Below are 15,613 nucleotides of genomic sequence, written 5' to 3'. Positions count from 1 at the left end.
CCAAAATCCCTACTTAAGATACTTCTTTATCGATCGGCCCCGGTAGAGGGCAGCAGTTAATATTGTCCAAACATACCTTTCCCCACTGCAACGCCCAGCGTACAAGCGTAACTCGATTGTCAGCGCGCGTCTTGTTCAAGATATTGCTAATGTGGTTGTCAACTGTACGCTTGCTAATCTCTAACTTTTCGGCGATTTTCTCATTAGTCAATCCCGCCGCTACTAACTCTACCACTTGCAATTCTCTGTCCGACAGGGTGACAGGGGTCCCAGAGACAATCCCACTCATAAATTTTTCCTATGTCTGCATATTTACCTATCTACAATTCTAGAGGATGAGGGATGAAGTATGAAGAGAAAATTAAATTTGCTGTGCTACTCTTTCGGGCCCGAAGCACCAACTCGCTGGCAGAATCGCAAAAAGTGCAAACTCAGCGCTGACACAGCATGACTCGCACCGACTTGCACTGCTGGCACCGTTCCGGTGGCGGGTGATCCCTTTACCTGCGCGCATCTGACATCCGGGCCAAACCCGCAGATGTTTTCAGGTAAAACAACTGATACGCCCGCACTTCACTTGTGCGTTGAGCGAGTAACTGCCGGTATCAGTAAGTCTGATATTATAGGAGCAGCTATTAAAAAATAGCTTGCAATTTTTCTGGGATGGGTTAAAAATAATTATTGGCCTGTCTACTGCTGGTCTAAAATCTAAAATGTAAAATCTAAAATTGATATGACTTATCCTCGCGTTCTGTGTCTGGGTGAAGTTTTATTTGATTGTTTAGCAGACAAACCAGGAGTATCTCTCGAAGAGGTAGAATCTTGGACGCCATATCCCGGCGGTGCTCCTGCTAATGTTGCCTGTGCTTTGGTTAAATTGGGGACAGCGGCGGGATTTATCGGTGCTGTAGGTGGGGATGATTTGGGGAATTCCCTAGTGCAGGTATTGCAAGAAGTAGGGGTTGATATTGCTGGAGTGCAGCGACATCCAAGTGCGCCCACGCGGCAAGTTTATGTGTTGCGGAATGAAGCGGGCGATCGAAATTTTGCCGGTTTTGGCGAATTTGATACTGCGGATTTTGCCGACACCCGCCTCCTGGCTGCACAACTACCCGAAGTGCTGTTTGAAAATGCCGAATATTTAGTGCTAGGTACTTTAGAATTAGCTTATCCTGAAAGTCGAGAGGCGATCGCCCGAGCGATCGAACTAGCAGAACAGTACGACGTTAAAATTATACTTGACATCAATTGGCGTCCGGTGTTTTGGCCAAATCCAGACGAAGCAAAAGCGCACATTAGAAAAATATTAAAAAAAGTTGATTTTGTCAAGTTATCTGAGGAAGAAGCCGAATGGTTGTTTGACACTACCGACGCAGGATCTATTACCTACCGCCTCGATTCTGTAGAAGGTGTTTTGGTGACTGCAGGGGAGAAAGGTTGTGCTTATTGTATCGCGGAAAATGAAGGAAAAATCCCCGCATTTACAGTAGATGTTGAGGATACAACAGGTGCAGGCGACGCATTTCTGGCTGGTTTTGTGCGGCAGTTGTGCAAGCATGGAATCAAGAACTTAACCGACCCAAAAATAGCCCAGAAAATTGTAACTTATGCCAGTGCGGTAGGTGCGATGACAGCGATGAAACCCGGGGCAATTAGATCTCAACCTACTGCGGCTGAAGTAGAAGCTTTCTTATATTTGTACAAAAATTAGGGCCGCAAACCTATCAGTCGGGAAACGGAGAGGGGGCTAAATTTGGTTCAGAAACTCGGTTGCTAGGAAAAAAATAACTGTTATACTAAATCCGCCTTAAAAAACCTCGATCGGACTAGGCGATTGAAATCGGTACTATACAAACTCTCCTCCTAGCTGAGAGAGAATAAGAAATAAAGAGGTATTTAAGTTAAGCCATCTTGGGTATTAGAGGTTTTATTGGGGGCAATTAACCGTACATGAGATGATTTCTAATTTGGCGCAAAATCACCTCTAACGGCTGCGAAGCATCTATGATAATTGCATCTTGTGGTTCTTCGAGACTGTCTAACTGACTTAACAGCAAGTCTGCTTTCATGTAGTGATTTTCGCGATTTTTTAACCGGGCTGCCAATAGCTGAAACGAACATTTGAGATAAACTATGTTCATTCGCTTTTGGTCTCGGTAGAGCATTTCGCGGTAAGATGTTTTTAAAGCAGAACAAGCCAAAACCACATTTTTATTTTCTAACAGCCACCTGTCTATTGTAGCTTGCAATTGTAATAGCCAAGGAAGGCGATCCGCCTCTTCTAAAGGAATGCCCCGACTCATTTTATCGATATTAGCTGATGGGTGAAAATCATCGGCATCGCTGAAATCCCAGTTGAGAGATTGCGCCAGCAACTTGCCAACAGTAGTTTTGCCAGAACCTGAGACTCCCATCACGATCGTAATCATCACGTTTATTTACCGAATACTTGCAATTTTATCGAGTTGTGCGATCGACAAACCGGGTTTATTAAGTTGCCGGATGAATTATACCACCCTAAAAAATTCCATAAACCCGGTTTATTTTTGATTTTCGCTCAAATTTCTTCCATAGTGGGTTTAATGAAATTATAAGCCAAAACGCCGATAATTCCACCAATCACAGGGAATACAATAAACGCCCACAACTGTTGGATTGCCCATCCGCCTTGAAAAAGTGCCACACCGATACTTCTAGCTGGGTTAACTGAAGTATTGGTTACGGGAATTCCGATTAAGTGAATTAACACCAGCATCAAGCCAATCGGAATTCCGCCCAAACCGACGGGATAATTGGGATGGGTAGTACCCATGATTGTAAATAACAGAAAAGCAGTTAGTACAATTTCCGTCAAAGCTGCTGCCAAAAGTCCGTAACCAGTGGGAGAATGTTCTGCAAAACCGTTAGACGCAAATCCCGAAGCAGCCGCATCAAAACCTGGTTTTCCTGATGCGATCATATACAAAACAAGACCGCCTAAAATTCCCCCTACAATCTGACCTCCTATATAATAAGGAAGCAAAACAGCATCGATCAGTTTAGCAACTACTAAACCGATACTTACCGCCGGATTAATGTGGCATCCAGAGATAGGGCCGATCGTATAAACCATGATTAAGAGGGATAGACCAAAGGCGATCGAAACTCCCAAAAAGCCGATTTTGTCTCCAGCTAAAACCGCACTGCCACATCCACCTAATACCAACACAAAAGTACCAAAAGCTTCAGCAACCCCAATCTTTATTTTTTTGTTCATACTCATAATTATCTGAAGTTTGTGATCGTTCAATTTCACACCCATAGGAATTCTAAATATAAAAATTAGAACTCGAATTTATTTCACTCAGCGCAACAATACTAATGGAAATTATTAGCAACATCTAGCTCTAATTTTCATAAATTGTATGGTCTTAACTGAGAATGCGAAATTTGGAATCGATAAATTAGCTTAAACGTACTCTATTATAGAAAAAATGTCAACATAGAGTTAATTATTTGTATACATTGTGCAATCTTCTGTATTCAATTCACAATAATTAACTTGACTTTTTCCCTAATTATGCGATCGAAATTTTACTTATTGTTGCTGATTATCCGATCGCACTTGCAGCTAAAACATCACTGCTAACCGGCTGGTACATCGGGCCTTGGAAAGGGCGAAAGTCTCGCCAATCGGCTGTCATCTTGCACAGCAAGCGGAACTGTAGCGGCGTTGGGGGTTGATTGAGACGATCGACTTCTACGCGAACCAATTCTGGATGCTGCGAAATAATTTCAAAAATATCATCCACAAGATAGCGCTGACAATAGCCGACAATCCAGTGATCTTTAGTACACAGAAGCAGACGGGAAACGCGCGGATTTTGAAATTCGTGGGCTAAGTACAAAAATTCGCCCACTTGAAGCCGATTAATGCGTTCAATTGCCGACTTTGAAAGGTATCGCAGTCCATCTGCCAAAAAATGGATAAAGTAACGTCCATTTTCATCTGGTTCGGGACAAGGGAACACCTCAAATTTATCAGTTGCCCGTTTGCCTCCGCTGCGCGCCAATAAAGCAATTGGGTCATGTTCGTGTTCAGGGATATTCAACCACTGTACAAATTCATGGTAGTCAGGGCGCGATCGCGGCCGCACTCGATTAGAAAACAACGAAAACAGTTTCTGTGAAGTGTAAACATTATTGAAATCCGGGAAAGATGGCAAAGGCAGAAACCCGCACTTAAGTTTCGCTTCTAGAACACCATTTGTATAATTGAACTGGTATTCTTTACCGTTAAACGTCAATCGACCAATCGGAAACCAAGAACCGCTGTCCGGGCTTTGCCAAGCCAAAAATAGTGTTTTCAAAGTAAATCTCCTGTCAATTCAAGTAGGGTGCGCCGTGCGTACTGCACAAATACAACTCACCCACACGGCTTAAAAAATGTTTACCCGATCGACCCTTGACATTTTCCTCTCAAAATGAGAGTATAAGTATACCAGCAGGACTTATACCAAATCCGAGTTTACCACCCCTGTTATAAATATTCCGTCATTGCGAGGGAAGCGAAGCAATCGCTTGCGTCTCTGCGATTGCTTTGCTTCCCTCGCAATGACAATAAAGGGGATGCCTAACCCGGATTTGGTATTACCCTGCATAACCGAACTTTGAGATCACCTGTAGAGTTCTGGTGGACAGCGATCGCTCTATATAGCAATCCTCGCATTATTTGTGAATTTCTTACTCCCTCCCCGAACCCGCTCTGAAGGTTGGGGTGGGGTAAAAAGTTGATGACTCTTGCAAGGATTGCTATAGATAAAATCTGTGAGTAAGTCCTGTATAAAGTGATGGAATAAGCCACGTTAGGGAAGCGAAAGAGATGCAATACAAAAACACCAAAAAGCTAAAAACAAATGCACCTAATTTCGATCCGCAACCTCCGTGATGATGCTGCTAAATACCCGGATGTCAAAAACAAAATTGAGATTTGGAAAGAAACTGTCAACAAAGCGGAATGGCAGAATTTGGAGGATGTTCGCAAAATTTATCGGGATGCCGAAGCAGTAGGAAACTTTACCGTTTTTAATATCAAAGGCAACGACTATCGCCTGATTGTTGGGATTAACTATGAGAACCAAACTGTTTTCTACAAATATTTCCTAACCCACTGTGAATACGACAAAGAAAAATGGAAAAATGACCCTTACTTTTGACCGAACGACTTACAGCAACTTGCTCGCAGAAATTGCTCCAAAGGCGATCGAAACTGAAGAAGAATACGATCGCCTCCTGGCAGTTGCAGAAAGGCTAACATTTGCTAAAAACCTCACTCCAGAGGAGAAAGTTTTATACAAGTTGTTAGTCACTTTGATAGAAGTTTACGAGACCAAAAACTATCCGATAGACACATCCGAACCTCATGAGATTTTGCAACATATCATGGAATCCAGCGGCACCCGCCAAGCAGACTTGGTAGGTATCATCGGATCTAGCGGGGTAGTATCTGAAGTTGTGAACGGCAAGCGATCCATTAGCAAAGCACAAGCTAAGGCACTCGGCGATTATTTTCAAATCTCACCTAGCTTGTTCATTTAATTTAAGATGAATCGATCGGTTACGATCTAATTCCATGTCTTGTAGGGGCGGCTTGGGCGACAATAATCGCCTAGAATCGACAATACAATAAACCCGCCCCCCAGATCGAGACTAATCGATCGAACATAATATAAGGTGCGTCATATCCCAAACCCTCGATAAATTCTAGAGTGAAAGTCTGACGCACCCTACAACTGGTAGAAAGCAACTTCTAACACAGGAATTCGCGCGGATCGGTGACATACCCAGTCAGGGCAGAAGCCGCCGCCGTGTAAGGCGAAGCTAGATAAACTTGCGCTTCTTTATTCCCCATCCGGCCGGGGAAATTGCGGTTAGTTGTAGACACGCAAATTTCGGGTTCATTCATCCGCCCGAAAGTATCTTTCGGCCCGCCCAAACAAGCGGCGCAAGAAGGCGCGGCAGGTTCGATGCAACCAGCACCTAAGAATATTTCCGAAAGCGTTTGACCCTCGTATTTTGTGACAAACAAATCTTCGTAAACTTTCTGAGTTGCTGGTACTAAATAAGTCGGAACTTTGACTTGATTTCCTTTGAGAATGCGGGCGGCATTCAGGAAGTCGGAGGTTTTGCCGCCGGTGCAGGAACCGATGTAAACTCGATCGATCTTGACATCGCGACAGTTGCGGGCTAAGTCGCGGTTGTCGGGAGAGTGCGGTTTGGCGACGACTGGTTCTAATTTGCTGACATCGTAGGTGCGATCGCTATAAAATTTAGCATCCCCATCGCTGTAAAATGAATCGAAGGGTTTATCAGTCCGCGAAGTAACGTAATCAAACGTAGTTTTGTCGGGCGCAACCGTGCCGTTTTTACCGCCAGCTTCAATCACCATATTGCACAGCGTCATCCGTTCTTCCATCGTCAAACGCTCAACTGTATCGCCGGCAAATTCCATTGTCCGGTAGTTAGCACCAGCCACGCTAATATCACCAATAATCTGCAAAATTAGGTCTTTTGCTAACAAATAATCCGGCAGTTCACCGTTGAACACAAAGCGCATGGTTGCGGGAACTTTGATTAACAGTTTGCCGGTTCCCATGATAAAAGCCGCGTCTGTATTGCCGATACCGGTGGCAAATTGTCCGAAAGCGCCGGCATTGCAGGTGTGGGAATCGGTGCCGAAGAGCACTTCGCCCGGTCTGGTGTGGCCTTCTTGTGCTAGCGCGATGTGGCAAACTCCTTTGTAGTCGGGATTTGCTTTGAAGTCCGATCGATCCGTGATGTCGTAAAAGTATTTTATCCCTTGTTCGGCAGCAAAATCGCGGAGAATATCGACGTTGCGGTTAGCGCGTTCGTCGTTGGTGAAAATGTAGTGGTCGGGAATTAGAACGATTTTGTCTGGGTTCCAGACTTTCGCATTCTCACCGAATTCGCGTTTGAAAACGCCGATGGTGCCGGGCCCGCAGACATCGTGGGTCATCAACACGTCTGTTTCTACCCAAATATTTTCTCCGGGCTCGACTTTAGTGCGGCCTGATGCTTTGGCTAATATTTTTTCGGTCAGGGTCATTCCCATAGTGCGATCGCTCTTTTTTATTAGATGCTACATAGTGTATTGTAAGCGAAACATCGCCTGATGTTGACAGGTAATTTATCAACTAAACATTTTCTTCAATCTTAAATCTCAAATCTCAAATCGATTGACTGTCACTTTCTTTTTCGCCGATCGCCAATCTCTACAATAGCCAATACTGGCATTAACACAAAAATAAAAATTATGCAAGTCACTCGATTATGCGACTGGTAACTAACAGCTAGCGAGTGTTATTAGTTAGTGATTACTTAAGAAAAGCAATTTAAATCAGGGACTGTCAAAAAAATTCAGAGTGCATTTCTACAGTTGTAGACCTCAACAAGAGTGAAATGAGCTAGATACCTGCACCGCAAGGGTATCTGGTTTCGTCATTCTCACCCTGTATACCAATGGAGATACTTCCCATGAATTCCCAGACACAAAAGCGTCAGCGCGCAGTTATGTTGACATCTGAAGGTATTGATAAATTCCCAGCAGCAAAAGCTGAGGCCAAAAGTTACCAAAATTGTTACCAACATTATACTCTCGAAGTTTTAGGCGATCGCACTAACAAAGAGTCAGATAATTTCATTAAGGTATTAGTCAAGCAAATCTTGGATCGGGTAGGGGCGATAGTTGTGGAGATTGCAGGGCAGGTGCAATTCATGACTCAACGCGCCGAACAACTGTTGAACCAGTATTTTTTATCCCGCGCCCCGCACTCATTGCCAGAACTCTTACAACATTGGTTCAAGCAACAGATATCGCGACTTACATTCAACGGCGATATTCCATCTAGCTGTTTACCATTGTACATTCAGCAAGCAGGAAAACAGTTGAGCGTCCGTCTGATTCCCGATCCCATTGGAGAGCAATATCTCTTGTTATTAGAGGAACAAGAACTGCAAGGATTATCTATTTGTGGTCTGACATTGTTAGGACTTACCCAACGCGAGGCAGAGGTTCTCTTCTGGATTGCAAAAGATAAAAGTAATGCCCAAATTGCTAAAATTCTTGGTTGCCGTGAAGGAACAGTCCGAAAACATCTGGAGCATCTTTACGGGAAACTAAGCGTACAAACCCGGACGGCTGCTGTGATGGTTGCTCTGGAAAAATTGGGGTTGTTCAACGGGGAATTTGTTGCAATATCTTCATAATCCTATACGCGGATCGTCGTATTGTTGCCCAAGTGTATGTAGAAGAATATGAGATCAAACGCTATACGGAGCCTGTAACCTGTGCCCAACAAAAATCCACTACGGAGGTAAAAATGGAAACCAATAATGTAGACGCAACGGTCGATTTTGTCGATGTCGGTGTTCAGAAACAGGATGGGGCATCTCGCGAAGGTCAATCAGATGCTAAACCGGGCATCGAAAATGAAACAGTGCTTCACACGCTACGCGCATCATCAATCTTCTCTGTGGAAAACAAAGAAGTTTTACCTCAAAAAAGCCAAGAAGATGCAACAGTCGATTTTGTTGATGTCGGTGCCCTGAAACAAGATTCGACAGCTCGCGAAGGTCAATCAGATGCTCAACCGGGCATCGAAAATCAAACATTCCTTCACACGCTACGGGCATCATCGATGTTCTCTGTGGAAAACAAAGAAGTTTTACCTGAATTTACCCGTTCCAACACAGGGAAATAGAACCGTATTCATTGGCAATTACTCATTGTAAGAGGTGGAATATGCTCACAATTTGCAACAAATATACACATGGTGTTTGGGTAGCTATTATGTACTATCGTCCCAACTGCCCAGATGGTGGGAATTGGGCAAAAAAAGGTTGGTGGCGGCTCAATCCTGGCGAATGCAAAGTGGTATATGGAGGTAGTTTGCGTAGTCTGAATCGCTACTACTGCTACTATGCCGAGGCTGATAACGGAGCAAATTGGTCAGGGCCTTACGTAAGGCCTGTTCCTCCACAAGTATTTGACTGGTGTGAGTGGACAAGCAGCACGCAGGCAACTAATGTGGGATTCCGGTTGCTTGATATTAACAGTTACGACAATTTCACGCTGAATTTGACACCATAAATCTGAGTGGCTGTGTCAAGTTACATTTTAATTTAAACAGGACTTACGCAAGGAGTCAATTTTTACCCTATCTGTAGTGATCGGGGGCGGTGTGCTTCGCCCTACATATAGAGTTTATGCGTAAGTCCTATCTAAATTAAAGTTGACAACTGCATATCGGGGTTATTCAAAGCAAAATTTGTTGCAATATCTTCATAATCCTATACGCGGATCGTCGTATTGCTCTCCAAGTTTATTTGGAAGACTATTAGATTAAACGCTGTTATCCAGCCTTCGATCGCAGCTCGAAAAAAGAGCAAAAAATACGGATACTCACGAGCGATTTTAGTTTGATTAAAACCTAGTTTACGTTTTAAGGAGATGACATGGATTCCATTAAATTGCAAGCAGCAATCGAGCTAGCGGGTGCCTCCTGGCAAGCTGGCGAAACGAGCATGACTCAGCTTTCAGATGCCGAAAAGCAACTGCGGCTTGGCTATACACCTGGGCCTAACGAACCGTCCTTTGAAGAACAAGAGCAGATTGCCAAGATCAATCAGGAAGTCTTTAAGTCGGCACAGATTAAAGACGAAACAGCAGGCTATCCGGCCAGCTTCGATATGCGGACAGGTGGATTTGTGACACCAGTCAAAGACCAAGGTTCTTGCGGTTCTTGTGTTGCGTTTGGCACTGTGGCAACGATCGAAACCACCATTCGCCGCCTTCGCAACAATCCGGCGCTGGCGATCGATTTATCCGAAGCTCACTTGTTCTACTGCTATGCCCGCGCTTTAGGACGTAATTGCGGGAACGGTTGGTGGGTGCCACCCTCAATGGATTCTGCGAAAACAGGAGTCGCGATCGAAGCTTCTTACCCTTACACCGCAGCCGATCAAAATTGCAGCAACCTTGCCAATAACTGGCAAAGTAGCGCCGTTAAAATTAGCGGCTGGCATGAGATTCAATCGATCGCAGATATGAAGGAATGGCTTGCCACTCGCGGCGCGTTGGCAGCTTGCTTCACTGTCTACACAGATTTCTACGCTTACAAAAGCGGCATTTATCGCCAGGTTAGCGGCAAGGTTGAGGGTGGTCATTGTGTCTCGATCGTGGGTTACAACGACACCGAAGGCTATTGGATTGCAAAAAATAGCTGGGGACAGAACTTTGGTGAGAATGGCTTTTTCCGCATCGCTTACGGGCAGTGCGGGATTGACTCCAGTATGTTCGCGGTGGATGGCATCGTTGAAACCGGCTGGTTGTCAAATGTGAAAATTCTGGGACTCTGGACAAACAATGCCGATCGCAATGCTTACGTCTATGTAAGCGAAGGCATCGGCTGGAGAAAACTCTCTGATGCTAGCGATGAAACAAACCTGGATATGTTGATTCAGCTTGCTGCGTCTAAAGCCGCCGATCGTCCAGTCAGCCTCTATCAAGAGAACGGGATCATCAAAGAAATTTACGCCTGGTAAAAAAACAGCGGGCTTGAGACGATCGTCCAAAATCCCAAGTCCAACAATTAACGATACGCTTCTAGAGATTAAGGAACGACCATGACTTATTCCAGCAATCCAGCCGGTTCACCTGATGAGGTTTGTCTGCCTTGTCAGGCGATCGCACAACCCTTCAACCCCAATACTAAGGAGATAAAAATGGAAGCCTACCCCACCCAAGAACCTCCCGTTCAAGCTGCGAAGCAAACCGCAAGTCAAGAAGACCGTCCCACCTTCGATCCCCCCGCTCAAAATGCTGTTAGTCAAGGCAACACAGCTTGGCAAAGTGATAAAAAGGTACTGGGACTGTGGACAAACAGCTCACCTCGTAACGCTTATATGTATGTGGATCAGATTGGTTGGCGGAAATTTGCCGATAATTCTGACTCTGCGATCGTTGCCTTCAACGTCATAGCAGCCCATGCTAAAGTGTTAGCTAAACCCATCCAATACTATGAAGAAGCCGACAACAAAGTATCCAGCATTTACGTTTGGTAAAGCTTGATTGTCGCCGACTCTCCAAGTTTATGCTGCGCTGCACTCAAAGATTTTGCATCGAGTCTGTTGGCGGTTGATGGTTCAACTTTAAGGTTCACCATGCAACCGTCACCCGCCCCCCAGCTAATTCCGATTCTAGCGCAACTAAACTTGGCGATCGCTGTTTATTTTGTACATAAATATGTTTTTAGCCTTAATCCTTTCCACCTATTTAGTATCCTTTACCCCCCTGTCTCCTAACATTGCTTCATATACTTGCATAACATCTCCTCCAGTGCCGACCGCACAGCCGAAACAGCAATCTATACAGCCACCTCCATCACCCCATACATCACAATCTATGTCTGAAGTAACTTTATCTCAAGCCGATAGTGGCACAGTTTTAACCCTCAAGCGCGGACAGATACTCATACTTCGTTTAGACGAAAATTCAACAACAGGCTACCGCTGGTTCCTGCCCGCCTTAGATACAGAAGTTTTACAATTAAAAAGTGACGACATTAATCTGGGTAGTAATCTTGGCATGGGTGGTGGCGGGCAGCGCGTGTTCACCTTTCAAGCCAACAATCCCGGTCAAGTAAAATTACAACTAAAAAACTTGCGTGAGTGGGTTGGTGAGGAATCAACCATTGAGCAATTTCAAGTCACTGTTCAAGTCTCCGAATAGCAAAACTTCCGACTGTTTCATGGCTTACGCATCTGGGGCTAAGCTGCTGCTTATTGGGAGGTGACTAACATTTAGTCGGCTTGAGCAGTTTGACTGAGTTTGCCCCCATGAACCGCACCAACTCTCAAATATCCAGTTTGGCTAACCCCAAATAGCGAATGCCTTCCGGTGTCACATCAAAGCGACAGGGCAAAATTTCTACACCTTCACTAATCGCCTGTCTGAACAATTCTCCGTAAAGGCGATCGGCACTATCCCCCGGAGCAAAATCAGTACAATCTCCGCGATTAATAAAATACAGCATTACAGCCCTCGAACCCTGCCGCACCACTTCGATCAATTCTCTCAAATGTTTCTGTCCCCTCTCCGTCACTGTATCGGGAAATAAAGCCAACTCCTCTTTTACCCAAGTTGTATTTTTCACTTCCAGAAAAATCGGTTTTTCCTCACCAGTTAGCCAAAAATCCACTCTACTTTTTTTATCAGTGCCGTAAACAACCTCCGGTTGAATTAAACTGTAATTGCCCAACTCTGGAAACAATTTCAATTCCAAAGCTAATTTAATTACTCGATTTGGCAGCCCAGTATTAACTCCCACCCAAGTTGGCACAGTGTCGCAAACTTTAATTAATTCCCAAGTATAAGCTAACTTGCGTTTAGGATTGTCGCTGGGAGATACTAGCACTGGATTGCCGGGAATGTAAACACCCGTCATCGGGCCAGTATTCGGGCAGTGCGCGGTGATTATTTCTCCCGAATCTAGTTCAATTTCGGCAAAAAATCGCTTGTACCGCTTGATTAAAATGCCGGGTAAAAGAGGGGGATATTTGTAAATTAAGTCAGTCATTCGATTTTAGATTTTAGAGTGAGGTATCATAGCATGAAACGACGGTTTGTAGTTTAGGTACGCTTACTTATTCATTCATTCTTTGTTTCATATCCTTAGCAGCTAAAGCATAACCTCCATCAGCGCCATCTACAAAATGCACTTGTCTGCCGGCGCGTTCAAACACCAAACAAGTCATCAATGCTCTGTCAGAAACGTGCAAACCGTAAACCAGCTTGCCTTCTCGGTAATTCCTTTCCAAGTACGCCGTCAATTTTTTTCGCCGCCACTCATTGCCCGAAATTACCATTCTCAACATATCATCAAATTTGCGGTAATCCGTAGCTGCGATCGCAATATCTTTATAAACTCCCCAATCTAACTCTTCTGTCTTAACCTTCAAATTCATTAGCAGCGAACCAAGCGCCGTCTCTAACTGTATTTTTGATAAATATAGCTGGTGGTCTAACCAAGTAGCACTGCGCGCCCTAACTAGAGTTTCTTGAATCAGTTTTGTGCTACTAAGTGTCAATTTTAGATATTTACTATCGATAGGATTTAAACAATTTTCCTTGCCGTAAATGTAGTTAATTTTTTTTAAAATATTTCTATAAAATTGATGGCTCTGCTGGCCCAAATCCGATCGCACCATTACCAGCAGCGTTACTATTTCCCCGTACTTGCTGGGAATATCCTGCCATCGGCACTCCAATCCCGAAAAATCGGCTGTTGAAGAAACGCCATTATTTTTAAGGCTGTAAATATTACCAGCAGCCGGCTCTTTAATAAGTTCAGTAGCACGGGTTAAGCCGCCGCCGATAAAAACAGCTTGGCTGTAATTTTCCGAAACTTTAAACTTAGCTATTTTAACCGGATAATTAGCTGCTACCACAACTTTAACCGGCACGATCCCAACTCGCAAATCCATGTCAAATTCAGTTTTAGCTAGTTGTTGAGTGGCCAGCAAAGCTTTCTGGGCAGCGGGTAAAAGCGATGGCCCCATTAAAAGAGAAGCGCCGTCGCCACCAAACACAAACGGAATCTCAGTTTTGCCTGCTACATTCAAAACAGCAACGATCGAACAAGCCCCCAATAAGTTAACTTCTTTGTATTTTCCAGCTTCAATCGCTTTTGTAGAACCGCGAATATCTGTGACAACAATGTACCAATCATCAGGTACGTCAAAAAAATTACTGAGATCGGTAATCTTGAGAAAATTGTCCAGTAAAGGTAATTGGGAATAGAAATTTTCTGAATTCATGTTATGATTTTCCCGATTTGCTATTAAACTTAGTGAAGCCTTTTAGCACTAGCATTTGTAACTATTTGTGTCTGAACCGCAGAAGCCCTCTCGTTCCCTCGCAGGGATTGCCGGCATTGTCGCAGTCGCCACTCTAATTAGCAAAGTCTTTGGGTTGGTGCGCCAAATTGCGATCGCCGCAGCCTTTGGAGTCGGTGTCGCCGTCGATGCCTACAACTACGCCTACGTCATCCCTGGTTTCTTATTTATTTTGCTGGGAGGGATTAACGGGCCATTTCACAGCGCCATAGTCAGTGTTTTAGCCCGCCGGGATAAAAAAGAAGCAGCGCCCTTAGTCGAGACTATCACCACCTTAGTCGGCGGCTTGCTGCTGTTGGTGACGATCGCTTTAATTATTTTTGCCGATCCGCTGATCGATTTGGTGGCACCGGGATTAAATAGAACAGCAGAAGGTTTACAAATCAAAGCAATTGCCGTCCAGCAATTTCGGATTATGGCACCGATGGCCTTACTTTCAGGCTTAATCGGCATTGGTTTCGGCACTCTCAACGCCGCCGATATGTACTGGTTGCCTTCGATTAGTCCTTTATTTTCCAGCGTTGCACTTGTCGGCGGTTTGGGGATTCTCGCACTGCAACTCGGAGACAAAATTATTCAGCCAGAATACGCACTAATTGGCGGCTTAGTGTTAGCTTGGGGAACTTTAGCGGGTGCTGTTTTGCAATGGTTGGTGCAACTTGTGGCGCAGTGGCGCGCCGGCTTGGGAACATTGCGCTTGCGGTTTAATTTTAAACGGCCGGGAGTGCAAGAAGTAATTAAGGTGATGGTTCCTGCTACCTTATCATCAGGAATGCTGCAAATTAATGTTTATACTGACCTATTTTTCGCATCCTACATCCCTCAAGCTGCCTCTGCGATGGGTTACAGCGGCTTGTTAGTTATGACGCCTTTAGGCATTATTTCTAATGTAATTTTAGTGCCATTTCTACCCATATTTTCTCGCCTCACCGAACCAAAAGATTGGCCGGAATTAAAAGATAGAATTCGTCAATCTTTAGTTTTGACTGCCCTTACGATGCTGCCGCTTAGCGCTTTAATGGTAACACTTGCTGGGCCGATCGTCCGCGTGGTTTACGAACGCTATGCTTTCGATCGATCGGCCTCGCTGTTTGTCACGCCGATATTGATGGCTTACAGTATTGGAATGTTTGTGTATTTGGGACGCGACGTTGTGGTACGGGTATTTTACGCTTTGGGAGACGGAGAAACCCCTTTTCGTGTCAGTATTATCAATATCTTTTTGAACGGACTACTGGATTATTTGTTAGTAGGAGCTTTTGGCGCGCCCGGATTAGTTTTGGCGACGGTGGGAGTGAATCTTGTTTCGATGGTTATGCTTTTGTACTTTTTAGATAAAAAGCTGGGCGGCCTGCCTTGGGGGGAGTGGAGTTTGCCTTTTCTGGGGTTAACTTCTGGCAGTTGTCTAACTGCTTTCGTTACCTTGGCTACTCTGCAAGCCTGTCAAAGAGTTTTGGGTACTGAAGGTTTGGTAATTCAATTAGTACAGTTGAGTGTGGCAAGTTGTGTAGGGTTAGGGGTTTTTGCCCTGTTTGTCAGTCAGATGAAGTTGCCGGAAGTTGATATGTTTGTAGGTCGAATTCGGGGGCGTTTTCGCAAATAAAATTGTCGGGGCGGGTTAAGGGCGAAATACCAGACACAACGCCCACAATCTGCGTAC

17 protein-coding genes are annotated in these 15,613 nt (G+C 44.6%); 10 read left to right on the top strand and 7 right to left on the bottom strand.

Annotation, left to right across the window (positions count from 1 at the left end; all coding sequences use genetic code 11):
* Positions 1–13: 13 nt before the first annotated feature.
* Complete coding sequence (locus tag QUA43_RS17740) at positions 14–289, bottom strand: photosynthetic electron transport-dependent transcriptional regulator PedR (RefSeq protein ID WP_015177040.1); 276 nt, start codon at positions 287–289, stop codon at positions 14–16.
* 444 nt (positions 290–733) lie between these two features.
* Here QUA43_RS17740 and QUA43_RS17735 point away from each other — a divergent pair, with 444 nt between their 5' ends.
* Positions 734–1,711, top strand: a complete 978-nt coding sequence (locus QUA43_RS17735; protein WP_333375610.1) for a carbohydrate kinase — start codon at positions 734–736, stop codon at positions 1,709–1,711.
* A 229-nt stretch (positions 1,712–1,940) separates the two neighbouring features.
* Here the strand turns inward: QUA43_RS17735 and QUA43_RS17730 are convergent, their stop codons facing one another.
* The 3 genes from QUA43_RS17730 to QUA43_RS17720 form a co-directional block, all read right to left on the bottom strand.
* On the bottom strand, positions 1,941–2,429 hold the full coding sequence (locus QUA43_RS17730; protein WP_333375664.1) for a gluconokinase: 489 nt from the start codon (positions 2,427–2,429) through the stop codon (positions 1,941–1,943).
* 128 nt (positions 2,430–2,557) lie between these two features.
* Entirely contained in the window at positions 2,558–3,256 is a 699-nt protein-coding gene (gene aqpZ / locus QUA43_RS17725) for an aquaporin Z (protein WP_333097370.1), read from the bottom strand.
* Between the two features lie 334 nt (positions 3,257–3,590).
* Positions 3,591–4,349 carry a DNA-binding protein gene (locus tag QUA43_RS17720; RefSeq protein WP_333375608.1) on the bottom strand — a complete coding sequence of 253 codons (759 nt, stop codon included), beginning with the start codon at positions 4,347–4,349 and terminating at the stop codon, positions 3,591–3,593.
* Between the two features lie 546 nt (positions 4,350–4,895).
* On the opposite strand from QUA43_RS17720, the gene QUA43_RS17715 reads away from it, so the two are divergent.
* Positions 4,896–5,195, top strand: a complete 300-nt coding sequence (locus tag QUA43_RS17715) for a type II toxin-antitoxin system HigB family toxin (protein ID WP_333375607.1) — start codon at positions 4,896–4,898, stop codon at positions 5,193–5,195.
* Positions 5,179–5,577: a transcriptional regulator gene (locus QUA43_RS17710; RefSeq protein ID WP_333375606.1), complete on the top strand. Its 399-nt coding sequence runs from the start codon at positions 5,179–5,181 to the stop codon at positions 5,575–5,577. The genes QUA43_RS17715 and QUA43_RS17710 overlap by 17 nt, the downstream gene beginning before the upstream one ends.
* Before the next feature lie 211 nt (positions 5,578–5,788).
* Here QUA43_RS17710 and QUA43_RS17705 read toward each other — a convergent pair whose 3' ends face one another.
* Positions 5,789–7,111: a 3-isopropylmalate dehydratase large subunit gene (locus QUA43_RS17705; protein ID WP_333375604.1), complete on the bottom strand. Its 1,323-nt coding sequence runs from the start codon at positions 7,109–7,111 to the stop codon at positions 5,789–5,791.
* A gap of 422 nt (positions 7,112–7,533) precedes the next feature.
* On the opposite strand from QUA43_RS17705, the gene QUA43_RS17700 reads away from it, so the two are divergent.
* From QUA43_RS17700 to QUA43_RS17675, 6 genes are all read left to right on the top strand, one after another.
* Complete coding sequence (locus tag QUA43_RS17700) at positions 7,534–8,265, top strand: helix-turn-helix transcriptional regulator (protein WP_333375602.1); 732 nt, start codon at positions 7,534–7,536, stop codon at positions 8,263–8,265.
* 113 nt (positions 8,266–8,378) lie between these two features.
* On the top strand, positions 8,379–8,759 hold the full coding sequence (locus QUA43_RS17695) for a hypothetical protein (RefSeq protein ID WP_333375600.1): 381 nt from the start codon (positions 8,379–8,381) through the stop codon (positions 8,757–8,759).
* A gap of 41 nt (positions 8,760–8,800) precedes the next feature.
* Positions 8,801–9,148: a DUF1036 domain-containing protein gene (locus tag QUA43_RS17690; RefSeq protein WP_333375599.1), complete on the top strand. Its 348-nt coding sequence runs from the start codon at positions 8,801–8,803 to the stop codon at positions 9,146–9,148.
* A gap of 365 nt (positions 9,149–9,513) precedes the next feature.
* Positions 9,514–10,602 carry a C1 family peptidase gene (locus QUA43_RS17685; protein ID WP_333375598.1) on the top strand — a complete coding sequence of 363 codons (1,089 nt, stop codon included), beginning with the start codon at positions 9,514–9,516 and terminating at the stop codon, positions 10,600–10,602.
* 81 nt (positions 10,603–10,683) lie between these two features.
* Positions 10,684–11,121, top strand: coding sequence for a hypothetical protein (locus QUA43_RS17680; RefSeq protein WP_333375597.1), 438 nt, complete (start codon positions 10,684–10,686; stop codon positions 11,119–11,121).
* 340 nt (positions 11,122–11,461) lie between these two features.
* Entirely contained in the window at positions 11,462–11,788 is a 327-nt protein-coding gene (locus QUA43_RS17675) for a protease inhibitor I42 family protein (RefSeq protein WP_333375596.1), read from the top strand.
* Positions 11,789–11,912: 124 nt separating this feature from the next.
* Here QUA43_RS17675 and sfsA read toward each other — a convergent pair whose 3' ends face one another.
* Positions 11,913–12,635, bottom strand: a complete 723-nt coding sequence (gene sfsA, locus QUA43_RS17670) for a DNA/RNA nuclease SfsA (protein ID WP_333375594.1) — start codon at positions 12,633–12,635, stop codon at positions 11,913–11,915.
* Positions 12,636–12,702: 67 nt separating this feature from the next.
* On the bottom strand, positions 12,703–13,875 hold the full coding sequence (locus tag QUA43_RS17665; RefSeq protein WP_333375593.1) for a DUF3095 domain-containing protein: 1,173 nt from the start codon (positions 13,873–13,875) through the stop codon (positions 12,703–12,705).
* Between the two features lie 67 nt (positions 13,876–13,942).
* Between QUA43_RS17665 and murJ the strand changes: the two genes are divergently transcribed.
* On the top strand, positions 13,943–15,556 hold the full coding sequence (murJ, locus tag QUA43_RS17660; protein WP_333375592.1) for a murein biosynthesis integral membrane protein MurJ: 1,614 nt from the start codon (positions 13,943–13,945) through the stop codon (positions 15,554–15,556).
* The last annotated feature ends 57 nt before the right edge of the window (positions 15,557–15,613 follow it).

The sequence above is a fragment of the Microcoleus sp. N9_B4 genome (genome assembly GCF_036701635.1).
Lineage (GTDB): Bacteria > Cyanobacteriota > Cyanobacteriia > Cyanobacteriales > Microcoleaceae > Microcoleus.
The sequence above is the reverse complement of the archived record's forward strand: the minus strand, read 5'-3'. Positions and strand labels throughout refer to the sequence as shown.